The 20,733-nt window shown below is 41.9% G+C and carries 19 protein-coding genes and 1 tRNA gene; 4 read left to right on the forward strand and 16 right to left on the reverse strand.

Going from position 1 to position 20,733, the window contains the following annotated elements; all coding sequences use genetic code 11:
- Positions 1–377 precede the first annotated feature (377 nt).
- Together PHS46_06800 and PHS46_06805 are read right to left on the reverse strand one after the other, a co-directional pair.
- The gene (locus PHS46_06800) at positions 378–1,202 is read right to left on the reverse strand and encodes a recombinase family protein (GenBank protein ID MDD3906217.1); all 825 of its coding nucleotides are present in this window, start codon (positions 1,200–1,202) and stop codon (positions 378–380) included.
- Positions 1,199–1,417 carry a hypothetical protein gene (locus PHS46_06805; GenBank protein MDD3906218.1) on the reverse strand — a complete coding sequence of 73 codons (219 nt, stop codon included), beginning with the start codon at positions 1,415–1,417 and terminating at the stop codon, positions 1,199–1,201. The genes PHS46_06800 and PHS46_06805 overlap by 4 nt, the downstream gene beginning before the upstream one ends.
- A 251-nt stretch (positions 1,418–1,668) precedes the next feature.
- Here PHS46_06805 and PHS46_06810 point away from each other — a divergent pair, with 251 nt between their 5' ends.
- The 3 genes from PHS46_06810 (at position 1,669) to PHS46_06820 (ending at position 7,787) form a co-directional block, all read left to right on the forward strand.
- Positions 1,669–4,836, forward strand: a complete 3,168-nt coding sequence (locus PHS46_06810) for an SIR2 family protein (GenBank protein MDD3906219.1) — start codon at positions 1,669–1,671, stop codon at positions 4,834–4,836.
- A gap of 187 nt (positions 4,837–5,023) precedes the next feature.
- Positions 5,024–6,739, forward strand: coding sequence for a hypothetical protein (locus PHS46_06815; GenBank protein ID MDD3906220.1), 1,716 nt, complete (start codon positions 5,024–5,026; stop codon positions 6,737–6,739).
- Complete coding sequence (locus PHS46_06820; GenBank protein MDD3906221.1) at positions 6,720–7,787, forward strand: 4Fe-4S binding protein; 1,068 nt, start codon at positions 6,720–6,722, stop codon at positions 7,785–7,787. Before PHS46_06815 ends, PHS46_06820 begins: the two co-directional genes overlap by 20 nt.
- A gap of 1 nt (position 7,788) precedes the next feature.
- Here the strand turns inward: PHS46_06820 and PHS46_06825 are convergent, their stop codons facing one another.
- From PHS46_06825 to PHS46_06835, 3 genes are all read right to left on the reverse strand, one after another.
- Positions 7,789–8,559, reverse strand: coding sequence for a DNA methyltransferase (locus PHS46_06825; protein ID MDD3906222.1), 771 nt, complete (start codon positions 8,557–8,559; stop codon positions 7,789–7,791).
- A complete protein-coding gene (locus tag PHS46_06830; GenBank protein MDD3906223.1) occupies positions 8,543–9,397 on the reverse strand; it encodes a DNA methyltransferase in 855 nt (284 codons plus the stop codon). Before PHS46_06830 ends, PHS46_06825 begins: the two co-directional genes overlap by 17 nt.
- A 351-nt stretch (positions 9,398–9,748) precedes the next feature.
- Complete coding sequence (locus PHS46_06835) at positions 9,749–9,964, reverse strand: helix-turn-helix transcriptional regulator (protein ID MDD3906224.1); 216 nt, start codon at positions 9,962–9,964, stop codon at positions 9,749–9,751.
- A gap of 403 nt (positions 9,965–10,367) precedes the next feature.
- Between PHS46_06835 and PHS46_06840 the strand changes: the two genes are divergently transcribed.
- Positions 10,368–11,051, forward strand: a complete 684-nt coding sequence (locus tag PHS46_06840) for a hypothetical protein (GenBank protein MDD3906225.1) — start codon at positions 10,368–10,370, stop codon at positions 11,049–11,051.
- Here the strand turns inward: PHS46_06840 and PHS46_06845 are convergent.
- The 11 genes from PHS46_06845 to PHS46_06895 all read right to left on the reverse strand — a co-directional run bounded on the left by PHS46_06845 (position 11,041) and on the right by PHS46_06895 (position 20,732).
- Positions 11,041–12,354, reverse strand: coding sequence for an MBL fold metallo-hydrolase (locus PHS46_06845; protein MDD3906226.1), 1,314 nt, complete (start codon positions 12,352–12,354; stop codon positions 11,041–11,043). The two genes, PHS46_06840 and PHS46_06845, sit on opposite strands and share 11 nt — an antisense overlap.
- A gap of 3 nt (positions 12,355–12,357) precedes the next feature.
- A complete protein-coding gene (locus tag PHS46_06850; protein ID MDD3906227.1) occupies positions 12,358–12,648 on the reverse strand; it encodes a hypothetical protein in 291 nt (96 codons plus the stop codon).
- An 83-nt stretch (positions 12,649–12,731) separates the two neighbouring features.
- The gene (locus tag PHS46_06855) at positions 12,732–13,037 is read right to left on the reverse strand and encodes a DUF2958 domain-containing protein (protein ID MDD3906228.1); all 306 of its coding nucleotides are present in this window, start codon (positions 13,035–13,037) and stop codon (positions 12,732–12,734) included.
- 142 nt (positions 13,038–13,179) lie between these two features.
- Positions 13,180–14,301: a DNA polymerase gene (locus PHS46_06860; GenBank protein MDD3906229.1), complete on the reverse strand. Its 1,122-nt coding sequence runs from the start codon at positions 14,299–14,301 to the stop codon at positions 13,180–13,182.
- A gap of 49 nt (positions 14,302–14,350) precedes the next feature.
- Positions 14,351–14,599 (reverse strand): SpoVG family protein, encoded by a 249-nt coding sequence (locus tag PHS46_06865; GenBank protein ID MDD3906230.1) that lies wholly within the window; start codon positions 14,597–14,599, stop codon positions 14,351–14,353.
- 277 nt (positions 14,600–14,876) lie between these two features.
- The gene (locus PHS46_06870) at positions 14,877–15,539 is read right to left on the reverse strand and encodes an AAA family ATPase (GenBank protein ID MDD3906231.1); all 663 of its coding nucleotides are present in this window, start codon (positions 15,537–15,539) and stop codon (positions 14,877–14,879) included.
- Between the two features lie 52 nt (positions 15,540–15,591).
- Positions 15,592–16,716, reverse strand: coding sequence for a hypothetical protein (locus tag PHS46_06875; protein ID MDD3906232.1), 1,125 nt, complete (start codon positions 16,714–16,716; stop codon positions 15,592–15,594).
- Positions 16,717–16,903: 187 nt separating this feature from the next.
- Positions 16,904–16,997 (reverse strand) — tRNA-Ser (locus PHS46_06880).
- Positions 16,998–17,061: 64 nt separating this feature from the next.
- Positions 17,062–17,517: a tRNA adenosine(34) deaminase TadA gene (tadA, locus tag PHS46_06885; protein ID MDD3906233.1), complete on the reverse strand. Its 456-nt coding sequence runs from the start codon at positions 17,515–17,517 to the stop codon at positions 17,062–17,064.
- Positions 17,518–17,534: 17 nt separating this feature from the next.
- On the reverse strand, positions 17,535–19,379 hold the full coding sequence (gene typA, locus PHS46_06890) for a translational GTPase TypA (protein ID MDD3906234.1): 1,845 nt from the start codon (positions 19,377–19,379) through the stop codon (positions 17,535–17,537).
- 30 nt (positions 19,380–19,409) lie between these two features.
- Positions 19,410–20,732 (reverse strand): AAA family ATPase, encoded by a 1,323-nt coding sequence (locus PHS46_06895; protein ID MDD3906235.1) that lies wholly within the window; start codon positions 20,730–20,732, stop codon positions 19,410–19,412.
- Between the last annotated feature and the right edge of the window lies 1 nt (position 20,733).

Here is a 20,733-nt window from a genome sequence, read left to right on the forward strand (position 1 = left end):
ATGCCGTAAGCTACGCTCCTGTATTTGTTATGGGAAGCTTATACTTAAAGACGGGCGACGTGCACGGAGGATTCGTTGCAAAAAGTGTGGAGCAACCTCTGTAGCATACCGCCATTCGTTCTTCTATGATCTTAGAGCAAATCCTGAGACATTTCATAACGCCATGCTTCTTTATTGTAAAGGCCATTCTATCAAAGATATTGCGACACAAGCAAAGGTGCAGCCCAATACAGTAATTAATTGGATACGCAAAGTAAAAAATAAAAAAGCCCTCTATAAGAACTATCTCAGAGAGCATCGGTTTTACAGCTATAAGAGCGTCTTGGACTTTTTTTATCACTTTAGTTATTCCGCAAAAAGGAAAAGAATAAAACAGCTCAAACAATATAGGGAGCCGTTAACTTTGAAGCCGGCTTCTGCCGTTGAACACACATAAATAGTCTTTTGCTTATAATCGCCTCGTGATTGCCCTTGCTTGCAATGTCTCCGAAATTTGTCTCCCCGTAATACATTTTGTTGCTGAGGATATACTTAAGCGTTCCTATTGAGAATGTTTTGCTTCTCTTAGTCATTACATTTTTATTATCCAGCTCAGATATTATCTTTGTATAAGACCATCCCTTTGCTCTCCATCTAAAGATTTTGCTTACCCATTGCACTTCGTTTGGCTCTACCTCTAACTTATCCCCGATCTTCCTATAGCCAAAGGGGACAGCGCCGGAGCCTCGTTCGCCGTTTTTAGCGTTATTAATACGACCTTCCTCAAGGCGAACAGTTATAATTTCTTTTTCAAGTTCGGCAAAGACATCGGCTATGCGCTTGAAGGCTTTCTGGAGAGGGTCCTCGAGGTCATAGGCAGGGTCTGCGACTGAGACAACTTCAACATTATGTTTCTTAAACTGAGTCTCGAGCCATAGGGCTATTGTCAGCTCCCGGCTTAATCGGTCGTTCTTATATACTATTACTTTATTAACCTTGCCCGCTTCGCAGTCCTTTAAAAGAACTAACAGAGCCGGGCGTTCTCTAATGGCACCCGATATACCTTTATCCTCATAAAACCGATCGACATTAAAGTTCTTCTCTTTGCAGTAATCAAGAATCTTTCGTCTTTGGATTTCAAGACCTTCGCCGTGATCGACCTGATTCTGTGTGCTAACTCTTACATAACCAACGACGACTCCACCGGATGATATGGTAATCATTCTTTACCTCCGAGAATAATATTTATTTTCTGAGTCTTACCTTCCGCTATCCATTTAGCACCTACTATAACGGAAGACACGAGCAACTGGACCTCTATGGCAGGAAAACAAGCCGACAGCGCTATTGCTGATACCCATAGACATAGGTATAGATTCTGCATAGACGGGTGTTGCAGACTGCTACGCCGTACCTTAAAATCGGTGGTTCTATTCATCGTGTCCCTCTTCCCGGTGCTACATAACAGGCCGGAGAGCCTATTACTACATATATAATAACCATCGATTTTTAAGCGTGTCAAATATTGGGTGAAAAGAGTTTCTCGACGGAGATGTGAGGAAGATGCAGGGATGCTTCTAACTTCAAGGGGGAGGGCAATTTGCGGATAAAAAGGTTAAAGATTTTTAAAGAAAACTACAATAATAGTGAGAGGGAAAATAAAAGTTTTGTAGAAAAAACTTGAGAAGTATGCTACCCAAAAATTGGTTGTTCGCCTTTGCAACGAGTGCTATAATACAACACATAATAGGAGCAGCTATGCCCAACCGAGAGGAAACAAAATTAAAAGCGATTGAAACGATATGTAATAAGCTCTGTGACCGAAACGCCGTTCTGTTCCTAGGGGCAGGAATAAATGATGGTATCAAAGATAAGAAGGGCAACGCCGCGCCATTGGGTCAACAACTTAGCGACTTGATCGCTAGAGATTTATTAGAAAGCAAGACTTTAAGTGTTACGCTAGACGAGGCCGCAGAAATGGCCCGCTATAGAGTAGGAGATGAGGCATTAAACAAGTATCTGTATAATCTATTTTTGTCCTTCGATCCAGGCACATCACATTTAACTCTAGTTCAGTTGCCCTGGGATGTTATATACACAACAAATTTTGACCTATTAGTTGAGAAAGCCACGCAAGTTAAGGCAATCCAGCCCGCAGGGGTTATCAAACCCGTCTATTCTAATCAAGCTGATCTTACCTCGTTTAAAGAAGAAGACATACTATATTATAAATTGCATGGCAGCGTTGACTATGCCAATACAAAGGAAGGGAGGCTAATTCTTACAAAAGAAGATTATAAGCATTATGAATTATATCGCAAACCTCTCTTTAAGCGTCTAGAAAGAGATCTCTTAAATAGGACATTTGTTTTTGTGGGTTACGCATTAAAAGACCCTAACTTTAGGGAAATATTAGAGGATTGCAGAAATGAGTTGGGGACCAAAACCCTGCCCTTTAGTTTCGCAATAAGAAAAAGTTTTGATGATACAGAAGAAACATTTTGGCGTGCAAAATACAATATACAGTTAATTGAGACTGATGCCAGTGACTTCCTTCAGCTATTAAAGAAAACTTGGATAGCCCAAAAATACTCGGTTGTACCCTTTGAGTCCAGGAAGGCTAATGAGTATTTATTTGTCGATAGAACGGCTCATTTCCCAAAAATTGCAGAATCATTTTATCTTATTGATCCGAAGACTACTCTAGGGCCTAGTAATCCGAAATTATTTTTCCATGGGGCCGAAGCCACGTGGGGAGATATCTGTGAAAAAATTGCCCCCGAAAGGGATGCATATTGGACCATACTCGAAGCCTTATTCCCCGAATTTGCAGAACCAACTAACTCTCCTAGCTCATATCTTATTACAGGAGCCGCCGGAACAGGAAAGACAACTCTCGTTTATTCTTTGGCATATAGCATAGCAAAAGAATTCGATTTGCAAGTTTTAATGCATATACCCGGCACTCCGCTTGACATAAACGTCATAGGATCTCTCGTTAGTGAGAATAATCCTAAAAGAATCGTTGTCTTGGTAAGACACGCCGCTGAGTACCTATCGCATCTTGATAGCTTTATGGATGAAGCAAAAAGAAAGAACCTGCCAATTACCCTGCTTCTAGAAGAAAGAAAAAATCAATGGGTTACAGCAATTACAAATACAAAACGGCACTTTTCTCCTCCAGAGTTTGAGCTTGGTGCATTATCAATAAATGAAATTAATAGAATTCTAGACGCATTAAATAAACATAAAGTACTGGGCAAACTTACTGGTTCTTCCAGAGACTCTCAAGTCGAACACTTCACTTCTCTTGCTCATAAAGAATTGCTTGTCGCTTTAAGAGAGCTTATTAGTGAAAGCGAAGGCCAGTTTGACGATATTATAAGGGACGAATTTAAAAAAATACCATCAGATACGGCTAAACAGGCCTATATATATGTCTCAGCATTGGGCCAAATAGACCTATCCATTCGCTATGAAACATTAATGCATATTCTTAATCTGGATATTAAACAGCTCAGAGAAGAAATCTTCACTCCCACTGAGGGAGTTTTAATATCTGGCGAAGCACTGGGTAGCTCGAGGCATAATATAGGATTTAGACTTACAACACGACATCCCGTTATTGCTTCTATCATATTTTCAACAGAAGCACCCAGTGACGATTCTAAATTTGAAATTTTTAATAATATCATTACTGCCTTAGACCCGGGCTACAATGAAGATAAAAGATTGTTGCAAGAAATTACTAGAAGCAGACAACTGGTTGGTGTATTCCAATCAAAAGAAAAAAAACGCGCAGTATATGAGCGATTAGAGAGCGCTTTGCCTGGTAATCCATTCGTATTCCAGCATAGGTCGATCTTAGAAAAGGATTTGAGTGATCCACAAGCCGCTGTTTTATACGCTCGCAAGGCTTTAGAGTTAGACCCTAGAAATCCGTTTTTGTTAAATACCCTTGGCCTAGTATTGGAATTTGAGGCTCGCTCTACTGCAAATCTTCTAAAACGCCGTGCATTAATTACCGAGGCCTCTAAAATATTCGATGACGAAATACGCCGGGATCCCACTAATCCTTATGCATATATTGGAAAGGTGTTCATAATACGGCAACAAATTAACGAAGAGCTCGATATCGATAATAAAGCCCTATTAAAAGCGAGTGCTCTTTCGTTTCTTGAAGAAGCTTATGAAATAACCCAAAAAGCTCCTATGATTGCCGGAGAGTTAGCAATTCAACGCGATCAACTCGGAGCTCCCAAAGATGCCATAACAATCCTACGCACTGCTTTAAAGAAAAAACCGAATGATGAAAGATTGCGCGATATGCTTGTTCGACTTGAAATTGACCATGATCCAGAACAAGCTATAAAAACTGCTGAGGAAGGTATAAAATTTAATCCGAATTCATGGAGGATGCAGCGTCATGTAGCACGTTTAAAACGTGCCCGAGGAGAACCTCTTGATGCTGTAAAGGGGTATTATGATGGAGCTATTCGTCATCGTAAAGGCGACATAGACCTCATGATTGAGCTCGCCGCATATCTATTTATTAATAAAAGACTGTCAGAAGCGAGTGTTATATTTAATCAGACACGCAATTTTGCTATACCAGGTTATGAGAAAAGGCGGATAAGAGAGTGCTGGAAAGATGGCGCTAACCAAAACATCATATTTTCAGGAAAAGTCAAGAAAATCGTCGGTGCTGCTGCGTATGCTATTGCAGTACCAGATAATTTTGAAGCCTTTTTTTATAGAACAATTGCTAGCCTTTCTAAATTAAAAGAAGGAGATCAAATTAAGTTCTGGGTAGGCTTTAATGCTTATGGACCTACAGCAAAAATAATATCTGAATGAATCCTGCCTGCGCTCATTCGTACCTCAAAAAGTAAAACCCTTAACCCGATTAAAAAGTCCTCTACTAAGTCAAACTTCAACTATACACAAGCCCCTTATGACCGGCCTATAACACTATTCTTAATTACTATGGACTTTTTAGTGAGTTACTGGTAGATTTATTATAAATAATTAAGAGGAGATGACCTTGCTGAGATTTCCTAACCCCGGTTCTCACATTGAAAGCTTTATTAAAATTTATAAAGAATTGTTTGACGCCCTGCAAAACAAATCTTATTTTACATTGGATGACATTTCCAAGACGTTAATTGAGCGCAATCTTGTAACATCAAGTGGCTTTATGGGGGAAGAAGCGCTCTCAAGATCGACACGAGAGGACCGTAGTAGAGACCCGCTATATAATCAATCGAAAATGTATGCTGAGCTGTTCCGCATGTTAGGTTGGTTCCAATCTCTTTCTAATTCAAGTCTCAGTTATAGAATGACCTACCTTGGCGCACATATTGTCTCGGCCTATCACGATATTAAACCGCTATTCCGAGAGTCAATTCTGGGGATTGCGTTCCCAAACAATGTTCTTGATAATAAGGGTAGCTATATATTGCGCCCTTTTGCCACAATTCTATTAACAATGAAAGATCTGGATAATATTCTTTGTCGAGATGAAATGATTATAGGCCCATTAAGCCTAGTAAATGATAGGAATAAAACTGACTACCTATCAATGATAAAACATTTAAAGTCTATTAGGGGTGATTTTAGCAAGCTTCAATCGGCTATAAAGGTAGCCTCTAAGAAGCGGGGTATCTCTGTAAACACGATGTGGAATTATACTCGATTCCCTCTTGCAGTATTGGAATGGAGTGGGTGGACACAAAAAGAGAGAAATAGTGATATTTATAACACTCCTGCCATATTCCATAGATTAACTCCTTTAGGTGAGAATCAGGCTGAAGGAATAGAGGCTTGCACAGATTTGCGAGCAAGCGACTTTAAGAAGCTCGAGAAAGAAGATAGGATTAAACTGGCTAGGTTTTGTTTTTTTGACATGCTCATGCGATCGGGGTTTGATTTATCTCCACTAAACGCCGAGCTATCCGAGACGATAAGAACCATTTTACCAATATTATTCAAACAACAAAAAACCTATCAGTTTATTTTTTCGCCATTTCAGGAATTTAATTTAGAAGAGAATGAGGAAATTTTCCCGGAAACTAAACTCACCCCCTCTAAGCAGCTAAACAATAACTTGGTTCAACCACAAGCCAAAGCATCTTCTAAAGCAAGCACTAGTCTTTTCGTTGACATTCTCCTTGAAAATAAAACAAAACCTATTTCCTTGCAAAAGAAAGATCGAGAGATTGCGGATGATCTGATAGATTGTTATCTCAAAAATCATAAGGATATTGATAAATGTATAGATGCTCTTGAAAACATATATAAACATGCTAACAAAGATAAGTTTTACCCGTTAGTTACCGCCTTATTCTGTTTGCTTGGCTATAATTGCGAGCATTCACGTGCTGGCGTTAATTACCAGCGCTGGGATGCAATGATAATCGATAAAGATGAGTCAATACCAATTGAAATTAAATCCCCGGGAGAAGAACAAAACATCTCGGTAAAGGCAGTTAGGCAAGCTGTAGAAAACAAGGTTATATTATTGAGTCGAAAAGCGTATGCAACTAAAGTAGGCACCACCTCTTTTGTTGTTGGCTTTTATATGCCAAATGATCGTTCAGAAGTTTCCCTTCTTTTGGAGGACATAAAGAAAACATTTGGTATAAATATAGGGATTATAGATTTTGCATCATTACTTAGGTTGTGTTATGAGGCATTAATTAATAATAAATATCCAAAAACAAAGGATATGACAAATCTCTATGGCTTCATCAAAGCTTAAAGCTTTCGAACAAATTGGACGGAATACTACTCAAAAGCATCTCCTTCTAGGTAAGACCCCTATTACTGTTAACTGGAGCGTGGGTTGCCCGAACAAAATAGGCTTCGACGATAGACAAGTGCATGATGGTACTTGTTTACGATGCAAGGACAGTCCGTGCATAAAATATTCTACTGAGGAAATAGCACTAAAAAAACTTTCTCGATTCCCTATAAATACAACTTGTGATCTCTGCCCAACAGACGCTATAAAATGGCCCTATGAGAGTGAGTCTCCAATCATTGATGAAAAATTATGCATAGGTTGTGGTCTGTGCGCCTCCCGATGCCCTGCGTTTGCAATATATTTCAATAGCGACGAAGTGGCTATAATTAACGATAAAGCTAATGATGCGTTTGTTCTTAATAAAACTGGAATTGACGAGGAAGCAACCAATAGGACCATAAAACTCCTACATAACGTACGTTGGACAAATCCTATGATTAAGGAAACTGATAAAGTGTTTGCGAGTATATATGAAAAGATACAAAGGCTCATGGGTAATGAGCCTAATTTATTAGTTAGAAATATCTTGATCAAATTGGGTTTGCAGGCAGGTATCCGCCGGGCAGGAGACGTAAATATCCGAATGGATATAGTTTTCGAAGAGCAGAATCAGAAAGTAAAAGGTGTGGGAGAAGTAGAGTTCGGCATGGATGTTCTCAGTACTTCACGAAACACCTTAGATAACATAGCGGTATTTATATCAAGATACGAAATGGGTTCTGTATTGCCAGCTGTATTTCTTTTAACCCTCCCTAATCAGCGATCGGAATATTGGCAAGTTATTAAAGATATTAGAGTGATTCTCAAAACGTCTATAAGAACAGTTACCTTGGGGGCACTGCTCTTATTTCTTTGGAATAAGGTTAAATTACCAATCTCCATTATTGGAGATCTTTATAGCGATGCGGATAATTTTTCAACTAGGGGGGTTATTGAGTCTGCGATTGGAAGAAAGGTAAGCATTTCGGGCGGCTTGTTAGGTATAATTGAACCAGAAAAGTGAGTTACTCCTTAGAAACCATTCTTGATTGCAATCTAGAGTTTGCGATTTCGATATAATTTGGATTGATTTCAAAACCTATAAAATCTCGCTTATTATTCAGTGCACTCACGCATTCACTACCAGAGCCTGCAAAAGGTACTAAAATTAAATCTCCTTCATTCGAGAACTGCTTAATTATTCTATCGCATAGAACAAGTGGTTTTTGAGTGGGGTGTTTTACCTTTTCATTAGAAAACCGCCGACCTGCCAAGGTTGGTATTTTCCAAATATCTCCTGAACGCTTTCCGAGCGGATTAGGTTGCCATACTTTGCCGTTTTTAGTTACCTTGTATTTTAACCTCTCCTGGCTCTTGTATGGTTCTCTAATTTCGTTGTATATATAGTTTTTGGTCTTAGCAAACCAAAGAATTGGTTCATACGTTGCAGCAGGAGCTTTGGTATACATTGACCAACCATTTTCATAATGCCAAATGAACTGGCGGCCGTATGTTAATCCTATTTCATAAAGATAACATTGAATATAGCAAAGATATTTGTGTATTCCATAAACAAAAATAGAACCCTGATTACTAAGCGTTCTATTAGATTCTCGCAACCATTTTTTACACCATTCAAGCCAATCTTCAACCTTATCCCATTTATCACTTTTATTGCCGAAGTCTTTGCCTAAATTATATGGTGGGTCAGCTATAATTAAATCAACGGACTCATCTTCTAGTTGCTTAAGTAACTCTAGACAGTCACCCGAGTATATTTTATTTTTCTTTAGCATTGTTTTGTAATATTAAAATGTATTGATGATGAATATTGGGCACATAGGAAGCGGGATATCCATACGGAAATATTTTTTTGTGCCTTTGATATAGTATGGTTATCCCTTTCAGTGTGTAGTATTGCTTTTCTAACATTTTTGCTATGTCACTGTGAAAGGTATAATATCTGCTTTTGTGCCTAAAATCACTAACTACAATGCATAAATATTTGTTAGGTTTTAATACTCGGGAACATTTCTCGAATAATGTAGCCAGTTTAGAAAGAAATTCATCGTAATCCAAGATGTTTCCTAGGTCTTTCGGATTTTCACTATACTTTGTATCTAGACCTTTCTTTACTCGCTCCTGATTAGCTTTATGGTCTATCTTACTTAGGATGTTCCAATAGGGTGGACTAGTAACTATAAAATCAAAGCTATTGTCCTCAAATTCCTCTATCTTCTCAAAAGCATCTCCATGTATCAGTTGTTGCTTCGATAAAGTAAGGCAATCTTTTGGAACCTCTAGATCTAGCCTCTCTTTGCTCAATAGGTAATATTTCTTTACCAGCTCTATACCAACACCATTTCTGCTATTTAATGCACAGGCCTTTAATGTTGATGCTACGCCACAAAATGGGTCTAGTACGGTTTCATTCGCTTTTGAGAAAAATCTAATTAGTCTAGCAACATCTTGGAAGGAAAAAGGCGCTGGATGTTGCTTTTCAATCTTAGCCTCACCGTGTCCTGCCCCTAATCCTTTTTGAGTAAAAACCGATATCGTCTCTTGAATCCATTCTTTAGCTGAAAGATCGTTTAATTTATTTATTGGCTTTCTTCTTTTTTTATCACTACTCATATTTGATTTATCCTTTGATGTGCATTATACCATAAAAACAAACTTGTGGAGTTGCTTTAAAATATCCATTGAGCAACAAACATATGCTTATGCGTTATATGCACAAAATATATAACCATCAAATTTTATGCGTGTCAAATATTCTATGAAAATATATAACCGCAATGAATCTTCAGAGCTCGATATACCAATATGAACAAACTCTATAACAAGCCATAGGTGATGATATTTTGGCGGAAAGGTAAAATTGTTTCACCACTACGAGAACTCTCATTAAGGGGCATATAGGCTTCAAGGACAGGCATTCTGTTGGAGTATTACAATCCAAATTAATAAGACGCTACTAGATACTTATCCGCCGAGAAGCTTTGACGGATCAACCTTGAGGGCTTTGGCAATTCGTTGGATGGTGTCGATCTTTACAGCAGGTGGATTTTTTCCTTCTAATCGCTGGATATACTTGTAATCTATTGCTGTCAGGTCGGCAAGCTCCTCTTGTGTTAACCCTCGGCTTTTCCTGAGCTTCTTTATCTTCTGGGCAAATTTGAGTCTTATACTATCTTTCATACACCGTATTATGCTACGGTTTTTCTATTATTGACACCTAACCGCACTACGGTGTATATTAGCGACATCTACAAGGAGGACTGCACATGAAACAATGTTTTGTAATTTTACTAGTAACGCTTTTCCTATGTCTGCCGGTCTTTGCCTTTCAGAACGAATCTGGGGCTGGGGTCAGTAATCCGTCTAACGGTAAGCGTTATGCGTTCGTAGGATATCGCTTTAATACTGGCGAGAGCATCTTTTATGATAAGCAGGAGCACCGCCTAATTTTTATGACCTTGCCGATGAAAGAGGTACCTATCCATAAGGTTATAAGCAAAGAAGCTTGCGAGATCCTAGACGATGCTTTCGGAAAGAATTAGCCACCTATTGCTGAGAGTAAACAGAACGGCGTGTGAGGATTATGGAAACAAACAACCTATTGCTAACCGACATAAACAGATGCATAAGGGTTCTGAGTGAGAAGTTCCGCAAGTGGCCTTATAACTTCTTCACAGAATCCGACGCTCATGCGTATCTCTATTATTCATTCTTCAGATATGGGAGCCCGGCCCTTAAGAAGCTCTACCATTCCAACGACCAAAAGAAGACAGTCCTAATACATCGGGAATATCCGACATCGTACCGCTACTCACAAAAGGAGTTAATACGCTACTCCTTGGAGAAACGAAAAGGCACTACGGTAGGCCACTATGACATGGTGGTCTTAAATCCTGCGTTCATTGAGAATCACAAAATACAGCAGGTGATATCTAAAGACAATACGATTAGGCAAACCGTGCAATTCGGCGATAAGCATGTCTTAGCAGCAATAGAGTTTAAGCTATTACACAAGCCTCTATCAAAGGGCTTAAAGGAAGAAATCCATAAGGACTTCGTAAAGCTTGGCTGGGCCTTGGAGACTGGGCAGGCTAAGGAGGCGTATATGTTGATATTTAACCGCTACGGCAAAGAAGAGAGCTACTGGGGAGTTCTCGACGAGTATCAGAAGAAACAGCCGGACATAAAGCTAATCTATCAGGAATCATATTACGACAACAGGAAACATATAACATTCATCAAATCGTCACTCCGTCTTAACAGGTAAATAACTCACCGTCATCTACTCTCACTACATTAGCAAAATGCTCCTTAAAGATATCTCCGCCTAAGGTATGAATCGGTATTAACGTCTTTGGCTTCAGGGCTTCTGCTAATCGCTTCAGGTCGTCCAAATATGCGTGTCCGCTTGTGTGAATTTCGTTTATTGGGATACCGAACCTATCGGAGAACTCTTTAAATCTAATATCCCGTTCAAGATAACCGTCCCACATCGCATAGATATAATGCGCTTTATCGAGAGGCTTCTCTTGATGCATTTTATCCGCTATCCTTTTCATAATGCTAAGCGGTAAGCGCAGCACCATGCTCTGCCTATTAGCCAATATTTCATCCTGATTTATCTTGCGGGGCTTGTATTCATAGAGCAACGATTTATCCAACTTCTCAACGACAGAGTCAGCGTGATGCTTAATGTATAACACTTTAATATGATCAGATGCATGAGGAGGCAACGTATCGTCGAATTTCTTCTTAAGTTGCTCCAAGAGATAAAACTGGTATATATCGAGAACGAGGGTCTTACCTGCTTTCTTAGAAGCAAGATAGATCGACGTTAGCCTATCAATATTGCTCCCTGATGATATAACGAAAGAGATATCTTTTTGCGCAGAGAAAACATTCTCCATGCCTTTCTCTACATCTGTTTCACCGTAATACCCTGTATCGTGACTTTCACCTACGGTAGTCCCCTCTAAAAGTAAACAATCAATATCTTTTATAGGATTAGAAGTTACGTAGTCAAATAATAGTGCCTTACGTCCGTGACCACTAACGTCGCCCGAATAGAATATCTTTTTGCCATCGGCTTCAATGAGTAGCGACGAGGCTCCGAAAGCACTATGATCTATCAGGAATGACGTGATCTTAAAAGGACCTATTCCAAATGGCTTGTAATGTTCGAAGATCTTTGAGTGTTGCAGCATCTTCTTTTGCATTAGCTGAGGTGGGTAGAAAACGTTTCCTGCTTTTATAACGGTCTGTGATTCTTCGCTTAGATAAATCGGGATATCAGGGTGCACCCAGTCCATTAAACCATAGTGGTCGAGGTGAGGGTGGGAAAGAATCACAGCATCGATGCCGGGAACTTGCCATGGATATAGGCCCTCGACCTTTGGGAGTATTCCGTTTTCAACTGAAGGATTCTTAGTTGCTATCTCGTCAAGATCCACACCGTCTCTCGCCATAAGCGGCATGCCCAGATCGATTATGATGCGCTTACTATCAGCACATATTTCGACACAGCTTCCGCCGATTTCGTGAGTTCCTCTGTGAATAATTATCTTTGGCATATCTTACTCATGTTTACCCAATGCTGTCTTTACCTCACGGATAGTAGCTGGTTCAAAGGTCATGTCCATTATGACTGCAGAGCTAAATTCACGGAGGCTGAAATATCCAAGCTCTACTTCACCGCCTGTCATAAACCCGAAGAATGTATCTTTGCTGTCATACTCGGTTACATGCCAAGCTCTGTTAGTCTGGGGGATAATATATTTTATAAATATGACCGCATCCTCACCGAGCCATGCCTGTTCGAATAACTTGGGAAGCTTGTCAGATATAGCCTTTGGCAATAATTCCATCTTTTCCCTCTATTGATAGTTTAACACTTGGTTGGTTCTTCATAAAGCAAAATGATGTATGTTATCACCGTAATGCGCTACGGTTAAATTTTGAGTTGAGATTTAACTTCGCCGACGGTTGTCGGATGGAACTGAAGGTCCCGTTCAATACCAAGGCCAAGACGATTCCGGCATTCACTTAATTCTTTCAGGCTAAAGTAGCCCCATTCAACCTCGCGTCCTATTACAAGCCCGAAGAAAGTGTCAATGCCGTCGAATTCTGTTACATACCAAGTCCATTGAGAGCACGGGTCGAAGAATTTGACATAGACGATAGCCTTGATGCCTTTGCCGTCTTGCTCATATAACTTAGGTAGAATCTTTCTTATATCCTCTGGTAATAGGTTCATCCACAAATCCTCTATAAGACTCGAAAGGTAAGGACTTCAAAATTGGAAAGGTAAAAATCCTTTAACCACAAACGAAAGTGCACTATAAGTCAAACAGTGCTGTTTACTGTGGTTTATGCATATATTCAATGCTCCAAGTCTGCTAATGACAGTCGCCCCATGTTTTGCCGACTTTGCAAGAGACGGGCAGCTTCGTGTTCTCAAGTTCTATCTCCATAATTTCTTTAACACGATTAACGCTCTGCTCTAAGATTTCCTCTGGGACGGTAATTAGGATTGAATCGTGGACCATGGTATCAATGGCAAAGCCCTCTCGATATAGCGTGACGAGTGAGAATTTCACAACATCAGCTGCCGTTCCCTGAATCCGAGTATTGACAGCCTGACGCTCCGACTTCTTTCTGTCGTATGTTCTTGGCGATTTGATATTGGATAGGAATCGATGGCGACCGTAGTATGTTTCAGCAAAGCCTGTTTCACGGGCTCGATTTATTGTCGCTGTCTTAAAGGCCTCTATCATTGGGATTTTGCTTTTGTAGTTATCCATTAGCTCTTGCGCCTTCTCGACAGAGATGTGAAGGTTACGGGCAAGCCCCATGGGTTCCTGACCATAACTAAGACCAAAATTGAGAGCCTTGCCGAGCTTGCGCTCTTTGTCGGTCACAGTTTCGTATGGCTTGGCTTTCATATCGCTGACGACCTTACGGTGTAAATCCAACCCCTGTGTCCAGCAGCTTTTGAAATATTCGTCATGCGAAAGAGCGGAGAGGATTCGCAATTCGAAGCTGTCATAGTCCGCTAAGATAAAAGCACAGCCCTCGTCTGGGTCTATAACGGTCCTTGCTTCCTGTGGAATATTCTGAAAAGAATAATTCTGTGTGTATAATCGACCACTGGGACAATCGTCTGTGTAGGTGCAGAATATCTTGCCTTTGGCTTTATCGGTGGCATCGTATATTGCAGTCAAGACTGATAGGAGCTTCGTCAAATCACGGTAGTGACTTATCTTATCCGTTAAGGGATTGTTAACGGCCTTTAAGATTCTCCTGCAAGTAGAATATCGGCCGGTTCTCGTTACTTTAGGCTCGACCCCTAATGTAGACGAGAGGATGTGGGCGATATCTTTACTGCTATTGAAGTTTATCGGCCCTCTAACGCCTAAGACTTCCCTTAGCTCTGCCTCGATAACCGACTTCTCTTTTGAGGTGTCGTCTATCATGGCCTTTAGCTTAGGGATGTCGACGTTCAAGCCTCTCGCTTCCATCGCTCGCTTAACAGCGAGCATATCTTGCTCGAGGGCTACGATGGTTGGACTATGAATTATATGCCTCCAGAACCGTAGTATCGAGCATTTCCTTAATCTCTCGAGATAATGGAACAACCGTGTTATACCATTTTCCGTCTCGGCCCTCTTCGCGAGGCAAGGAGACGAAAAGGCCATCTTTGCCCTCTATGATACGAACACCTTTGATAATGATACTTTCGTCTAATGCAATATCTGCAAAAGCCTTTGTCGGACCAGTCCCATCCAATTTATGAATACGAACGACTTCTATTTTCATCGTGCTCCCCTTTATTTTGCGATTCCCTGTCGCCTATATATACGTAGACCCACTCTTTCGCACTCATATACAAATATGCTTTTATATACCCCTCCCTGAGAAAAACTTTAATGCTCTTTAAAAATATTTCTCATTTTACAAAACTGCATTATATTGCTTAATACTGCCCCGGGAGGACTGTATAAAGATATAAATGCCATCTGGAAAAATGCGTGTCAACTATGCATTTTAAACATTTTCATTTTCTATTCGGGGTGCTGGCGGATGGCTTATTTTGTTATTTAACGAGCAGGGTCTTTGCCATCGCCATATCAATGACACCGTTATTGTGCGATAGGATTTGTAAATTACCAAGACATGCCCGTGGGGAATATCCGGAAATATCTACCACGTAATCGAGCGCATCCTGTTCAATTCTGATGTTTTCGATGGCAGATATTCTACGCAATTCTTTAACCAGCGTTTCTTTGGGTGGTGGCATTAGCCTGTATTTATCGCTCCTTTGACGTAATCCCTCATCGATCTTATCAAATTCTGTAGTCGCAAAAATGATGGTTAGCGATGCTTCTTTTTCTATTGCCGTCAGAAATCCATCTTGGGCTTTTTCTGGCATCCTCTGTGCCTCATCAAAGAAGATAACTCGGGGATTCATTAAGCACGTATTTCTTTTTCCAATATGTTTGTGCACACAGGTAAAATCACAGGTAGGAGAGTTGTATTCTACAAAGTCCTTGCAGTATAGACTGCTATCAAATTTGATAATATCTTCTGCGAAGATGTGCGCAAGCGTCGTTTTGCCCATACCAAAATTGGAAGATAAAATAATTGAACGAGGAAAATACCCTTTACGCAAATATCCGCTCCAGATCATCTTTACATGATCCTGCCCCCATATCTCACCAAGCGTTTTCGGACGGTACTTAATTCTAAAATCTTCCATTTTGACACTCCTTTGTTTGGTAAACTGGGAAAACTTGGAAAACTGGCATTAGCTACGCTATGCTCAGCGTTGAATAACAATTACGCACAAGACTATCGGATGATCCGGCGGGAAAATCCTCTGCAAAAGCATAATCTACCCTATTTTTAAGCCCCCTAACTGGTAACTCATTCACAAACCCTAAACTGGCAAGGGTTCTAAGGTACTTAGCCACGACTTTATATTTCCTAAATAAGCTATTTTCACTCAGGGCGGTTTCGACCTGTTTGCGACTGAATGTTTTACTCTGGGACAGCTCCCGCCTAATGCCTCGTAAGGATTCGATAAACTCTAATACATCCCTCGGTACTAAGAGATCATCTTCTTCGACGTGCGCACTTATTAAAATGTTCTTCGCCTCGAGAAAATCTTCTTTACTTGCCTCTATATACTTATTGCCATTACGTGTCTTGACGTCCCGATCTTGTTGCTGAAAATATGCAACAATCGAAATAAGGTTTAAAACTCGTGCCAGTATGCGCGGCGCATGATAAACATTTGCGTTAAATTGTATTTCCTCGGCATAGGGGATATCTACGGTTATACTTCTATCCAACCCCTTCTGGAATTCCCTGTGTTTATCTTTCAGAGAGTTGGCAAGACATTGAAACTGATAACCCTTCATCGTTCTATGCGCCTTCTGCATTAGTTGAATATTATCCCTCGCCCTCTGGGACATGTTTATCCAGCCGACAAAGCATCTCGACCTGTTCTCAATGCCAAATATTTCGGAGTTAGCCGTTGTCTCGATAAGCGTTGTAGGGCCCAACAGCTTATAGTCACCGTTTGCGGTGGAATAATTCACTTCGCCTTCGGTAATAAGCTCTCTGATATACTGGGCAAACTGTTGGTCTTCGAACTTTTCATAGATGAAAAGCACTTTGTCTCGTAGATCTCCTTGTCTAACAAGACTGGCTGGAGTCATTCGAGAAGTTGTTATGATATCTTCGGTAGGAAAAAGATCTAATACTGTCTTAGCCAGATGAGACTTGCCCAAGCCTGCAGGTCCAGATACTAAAACAGATATCTTGTAAGGTGTGTTTCTTGCGATTACTGCGAGATCCAACAACTCCGCTAAGCCGATATTGTCCTCTAACCCTAAACTGATTAAGTCGTCCTTTAATTCAGAAATCTTCATTGTATCCTCCATGTGCGAATTTCGCACCACCATTTCACCACCAAAACCACCAAGAATATGCTTTTAGTGGAGTTGCGTTAACTTGACTATTCTTGAAATGGCTTGTGATACAACTGGTTGATTTATATAGAGGTTGGGACAAAAAAAGAGCATCTCCGAGGGAATATGGAAATGCTCCTTAAAAAATTGGCGGAGAGGGAGAGATTTGAACTCTCGATACACCTTTTCAAGCGTATGGCGGTTTAGCAAACCGCTGCCCTAGACCACTAGGCGACCTCTCCGCTTACCTAATCTCTGTCTTGCAATCGGCCCCGCCTCTAATCTCACTCCGGGCGGGACTAAATTTCATTTTCTCTTATTCTTAAAGAACTCCTGCATTATAGAAGCGCACTCTTCGTCGAGCACGCCTTTTGAAACGGATATCGTGTGATTCAATTTCTTTTTAGTGATATCGAAGACCGAGCCGAACGCGCCCGTCTTTAAATCGGCGGCGCCAAAGCACACCCTATCGAGCCTCGCCAGAACCATTGCGCCGGCGCACATCATACACGGCTCAATTGTAACATATAAAGTGGTACCGGGCAACCTTTCACTGCCCAGATATGACGCGGCCTGAGTTATGGCGATCATCTCGGCGTGGGCGGTGGGATCTTTAAGAAGTTTTATCTGATTATGCGCTTTGGCTATGATCATGCCTTTGTGAACTATGACGGCGCCAACAGGCACTTCATCGGCATCAAAAGCCTTCGCAGCTTCTTTCAGCGCCTCGGACATGTATATTTTATCTATTTTTGAGATCATGCTGATATAGGTGTTGGTCAGTCCTCTTTTAAACTATTATATTTGCGGTCTGTACGCGTTCTATCTATTTCTCTTAACTCCATCTTCCTGAGCCGGATATTAAGAGGAGTGATCTCGACCAATTCGTCGTCGTCGATAAACACAAGCGCGAACTCGAGATTAATCTTCCGCGGAGGCACCAGCTGGATCGCCATGTCGCGGGTCGAGGAACGCATATTGCTTAATTTTTTCTCCTTCTGCGGATTCACTACTATGTCGACACCTTTATTATATATACCTACGATCATACCCTCGTATACCATATCCCCCGGCGCGACAAACATCTCCCCGCGCTCCTGCAGATTCCAGAGCGCGTAGGCTACCACTTTCCCGTCGCCGTTCGAGACCTGGACGCCCCGCTGGCGTTTCGGCATATCACCTTTATATGCCTGATATTCGAGAAAGTTCTGGCACATAACGCCGCTCCCCTTCGTCATCAGCAGAAATTCGCTTCTAAAACCTATCAACGCCCTCGACGTAATGATAAACTCCATCCGTATGCCGTTGGAAGATGTGGTCTTCAGGTCTTTCATCTGTGCCTTGCGCTCTCCGAGCGCCTGCATGATCATGCCCTGATATACACTATCCGCCTCTATCACCACCACTTCGACCGGCTCAAGTGTCTGGTCGCCGATCTTCTTTAAAATAACCTGTGGTCTTGAAACTTCCAGTTCATACCCTTTACGGCGCATCGTCTCGATAAGGATCTCGAGATGAAGCTCGCCTCGGCCGGAAACCTTAAATCTCTCGCCGCCGTCAGTTTCCTCGACTTTTATGCCGACATTCACCATCGCCTCATGCTCAAGGTATTCGCGGATATGGCGCGAGGTAAGAAATATACCTCCGTCCTTCCCGGCGAGGGGGCTCGTGTTGTGGGAAAAATTCATGGATATCGTCGGCTCGTCGATCTTTACGGCGGGCAACGCTTTCGGGTCATCGATACATGCGATCGTTTCGCCGACCGACACGCCCTCGATGCCGGTTATCAGGATAATATCTCCCGCCGTCGCATCATTTGCCTCCACGCGCTTCAGCCCCTGATATTTCATGATCTTAGTCACCTTGTTCATGGTGATCGTGCCGTCGCGCTTCACGAGGGCGACGGGATCCCCGACGCGGACAGCGCCATGGAATATGCGTCCGATCGCCATGCGTCCAAAATACGAATTGTGGTCGAGCATCGTAACAAGCATCTGGAAAGGGAGCTCCGGATTTGCGATGGGCGGCAATACCCTATGCAGGATCGTGTCCAGAAGAGGCTTTATATTATCGCTCGGTTCGTCAAGATCGAGCGTGGCGTATCCATCCCGTCCGGAGGCATAAACTATCGGAAAATCGAGCTGTTCATCGGACGCGTTAAGCTCGCAGAAAAGATCGAACGCCATGCCGGCAACTTCATCCGGCCGCGCGTTAGGCCGATCGATCTTATTGATAACAAGGATCGGCTTTAAATGCATCTCGAGGGACTTTTTCAGCACAAATTTCGTCTGGGGCATGGGCCCGTCTACGGCATCGACGAGCAAAAGTACGCCGTCGACCATTTCAAGTATGCGCTCCACTTCGCTTCCGAAATCCGCGTGCCCCGGCGTATCGACGATATTGCATTGCACGCCCTTATAATTAAAAGATGCGTTCTTTGAAAATATCGTGATCCCTCTCTCCTTCTCGAGAGGGTTTGAATCCATTATAGTCGTCTCGCCTTCCTCGAACTTATAGGCGCCCGTATATTTGAGCAATGCGTCGACAAGCGTCGTTTTTCCATGATCAACGTGCGCGACTATCGCCAGGTTCCGTACGTCTTTTCTTCTTTTTTGATTCGGCATTGGCTTGAAGCCTTTTCTTTTTATACTTTATTAAAATAAACCGGCGAAACGATCTTTAATATCGTAAATACGCCGATCAAATATGACATCGTTCTGGGTCACCGGCCGTTTAAGCCTTATCCCGTCTAAGCAGGTGCACCTGCTTAGCGCGACATACAGCTGGCCGTGAGTAAATGCGCCGTACCCCAGGTCGATTATAACTTTGTCGAAAGTCTGCCCCTGGCTCTTATGAATAGTTATGGCCCAGGCGAGTTTTATGGGATATTGCGCGAAATCTCCCACGACCTCATCTTCTACTTTATCCTCATCCTCGTTATAACTATATTCGATTTTCTGCCATTTGACAACAGGAACATCGCATACGCGCCCGTTAATATCCACAGCTATAGAGTCGCCCGACAGGCCGACGACTTTTGCAAGCGTGCCGTTTACCCATTGCTTGGCGGGATCATTCCTTATCAATATTACCTGCGCGCCTTTTTTAAGTTTTAGGGCGGCAGGACACGGATATGCCGACTCGTCGAATTTCCCGGAAGAGACGGCCTCATATGTTATCTCCTTGCCGGGAAGTTTCGATAAGCGATCCTGATTTATCGTGTTTGCCAGGCTATTCGTCGTCGTCAGGATCACCGTGGAATCTTTTTTGGAAACCGCGGTGTCTTTTTGAACCCTTTCATTCAATGTATCCAAATCCTCTTCGGTATATTCTTTATTCCTGACCCTGTTCAAGAGCTCCATAAACGAACCGTCTTTTTGCCTATATATAGTAGAAAGCTCGACGGATCTGAGGTTGCAATCGTTAAATACTTTGGCGCTGAAAAAATAAGGGCTTGGATACCTCTCTTCCAAAAGCCCTCTTGCTTCATGCTCAACCACGGGAGATAGCTGGAAAAGGTCTCCGAAAAATACCATCTGAACCCCGCCAAACGGCGTCTTCATCCTGCCGCGGTTGAGGCGCAGGGCATAGTCGATACCATCCATAAGATCCGCGCGAACCATCGACACCTCGTCTATTATTACCATATCGAGATTCCCGACCAAGCTTCTGTCCCGCAGGCGCTTTACGGCATCCTTTTGAATTATCTTCGGAGGGAGTTTAAAGAAGGAATGGATGGTCTGGCCGCCTATATTGATCGCCGCAACCCCCGTCGGGGCTAACACGATTATTTTCTTCCCGGTATGGGCTTTGAAATATTTTAAAAGGGTGGATTTGCCGGTACCTGCCTTTCCTGTGATAAAAAGGCATTCTCCGGTATTCTCCATAAGATCAAACGATTTCCTGAATTCGTCATTGATATCAAGATGCGTCGGGAGATGATCTCCTGTCATCATTTGATCGGCATAGAACTTCATG

Source organism: Candidatus Omnitrophota bacterium (assembly GCA_028699255.1).
Lineage (GTDB): Bacteria > Omnitrophota > Gorgyraeia > 2-01-FULL-45-10 > 2-01-FULL-45-10 > FEN-1322.

Coding starts and splice junctions, on each gene's coding strand:
- PHS46_06845 (MDD3906226.1), bottom strand. CDS start 12,354: ATGCCAAAGATAATTATTCACAGAGGAACTCACGAAATCGGCGGAAGC.
- PHS46_06830 (MDD3906223.1), bottom strand. CDS start 9,397: ATGAGTAGTGATAAAAAAAGAAGAAAGCCAATAAATAAATTAAACGAT.
- PHS46_06825 (MDD3906222.1), bottom strand. CDS start 8,559: ATGCTAAAGAAAAATAAAATATACTCGGGTGACTGTCTAGAGTTACTT.
- PHS46_06855 (MDD3906228.1), bottom strand. CDS start 13,037: ATGAACCTATTACCAGAGGATATAAGAAAGATTCTACCTAAGTTATAT.
- PHS46_06800 (MDD3906217.1), bottom strand. CDS start 1,202: ATGATTACCATATCATCCGGTGGAGTCGTCGTTGGTTATGTAAGAGTT.
- PHS46_06820 (MDD3906221.1), top strand. CDS start 6,720: ATGGCTTCATCAAAGCTTAAAGCTTTCGAACAAATTGGACGGAATACT.
- PHS46_06850 (MDD3906227.1), bottom strand. CDS start 12,648: ATGGAATTATTGCCAAAGGCTATATCTGACAAGCTTCCCAAGTTATTC.
- PHS46_06810 (MDD3906219.1), top strand. CDS start 1,669: ATGCTACCCAAAAATTGGTTGTTCGCCTTTGCAACGAGTGCTATAATA.
- PHS46_06895 (MDD3906235.1), bottom strand. CDS start 20,732: ATGAAGTTCTATGCCGATCAAATGATGACAGGAGATCATCTCCCGACG.
- PHS46_06840 (MDD3906225.1), top strand. CDS start 10,368: ATGGAAACAAACAACCTATTGCTAACCGACATAAACAGATGCATAAGG.
- PHS46_06860 (MDD3906229.1), bottom strand. CDS start 14,301: ATGGAAGCGAGAGGCTTGAACGTCGACATCCCTAAGCTAAAGGCCATG.
- PHS46_06805 (MDD3906218.1), bottom strand. CDS start 1,417: ATGAATAGAACCACCGATTTTAAGGTACGGCGTAGCAGTCTGCAACAC.
- PHS46_06870 (MDD3906231.1), bottom strand. CDS start 15,539: ATGGAAGATTTTAGAATTAAGTACCGTCCGAAAACGCTTGGTGAGATA.
- PHS46_06875 (MDD3906232.1), bottom strand. CDS start 16,716: ATGAAGATTTCTGAATTAAAGGACGACTTAATCAGTTTAGGGTTAGAG.
- tadA (MDD3906233.1), bottom strand. CDS start 17,517: ATGATCTCAAAAATAGATAAAATATACATGTCCGAGGCGCTGAAAGAA.
- PHS46_06865 (MDD3906230.1), bottom strand. CDS start 14,599: ATGAAAATAGAAGTCGTTCGTATTCATAAATTGGATGGGACTGGTCCG.
- PHS46_06835 (MDD3906224.1), bottom strand. CDS start 9,964: ATGAAAGATAGTATAAGACTCAAATTTGCCCAGAAGATAAAGAAGCTC.
- typA (MDD3906234.1), bottom strand. CDS start 19,379: ATGCCGAATCAAAAAAGAAGAAAAGACGTACGGAACCTGGCGATAGTC.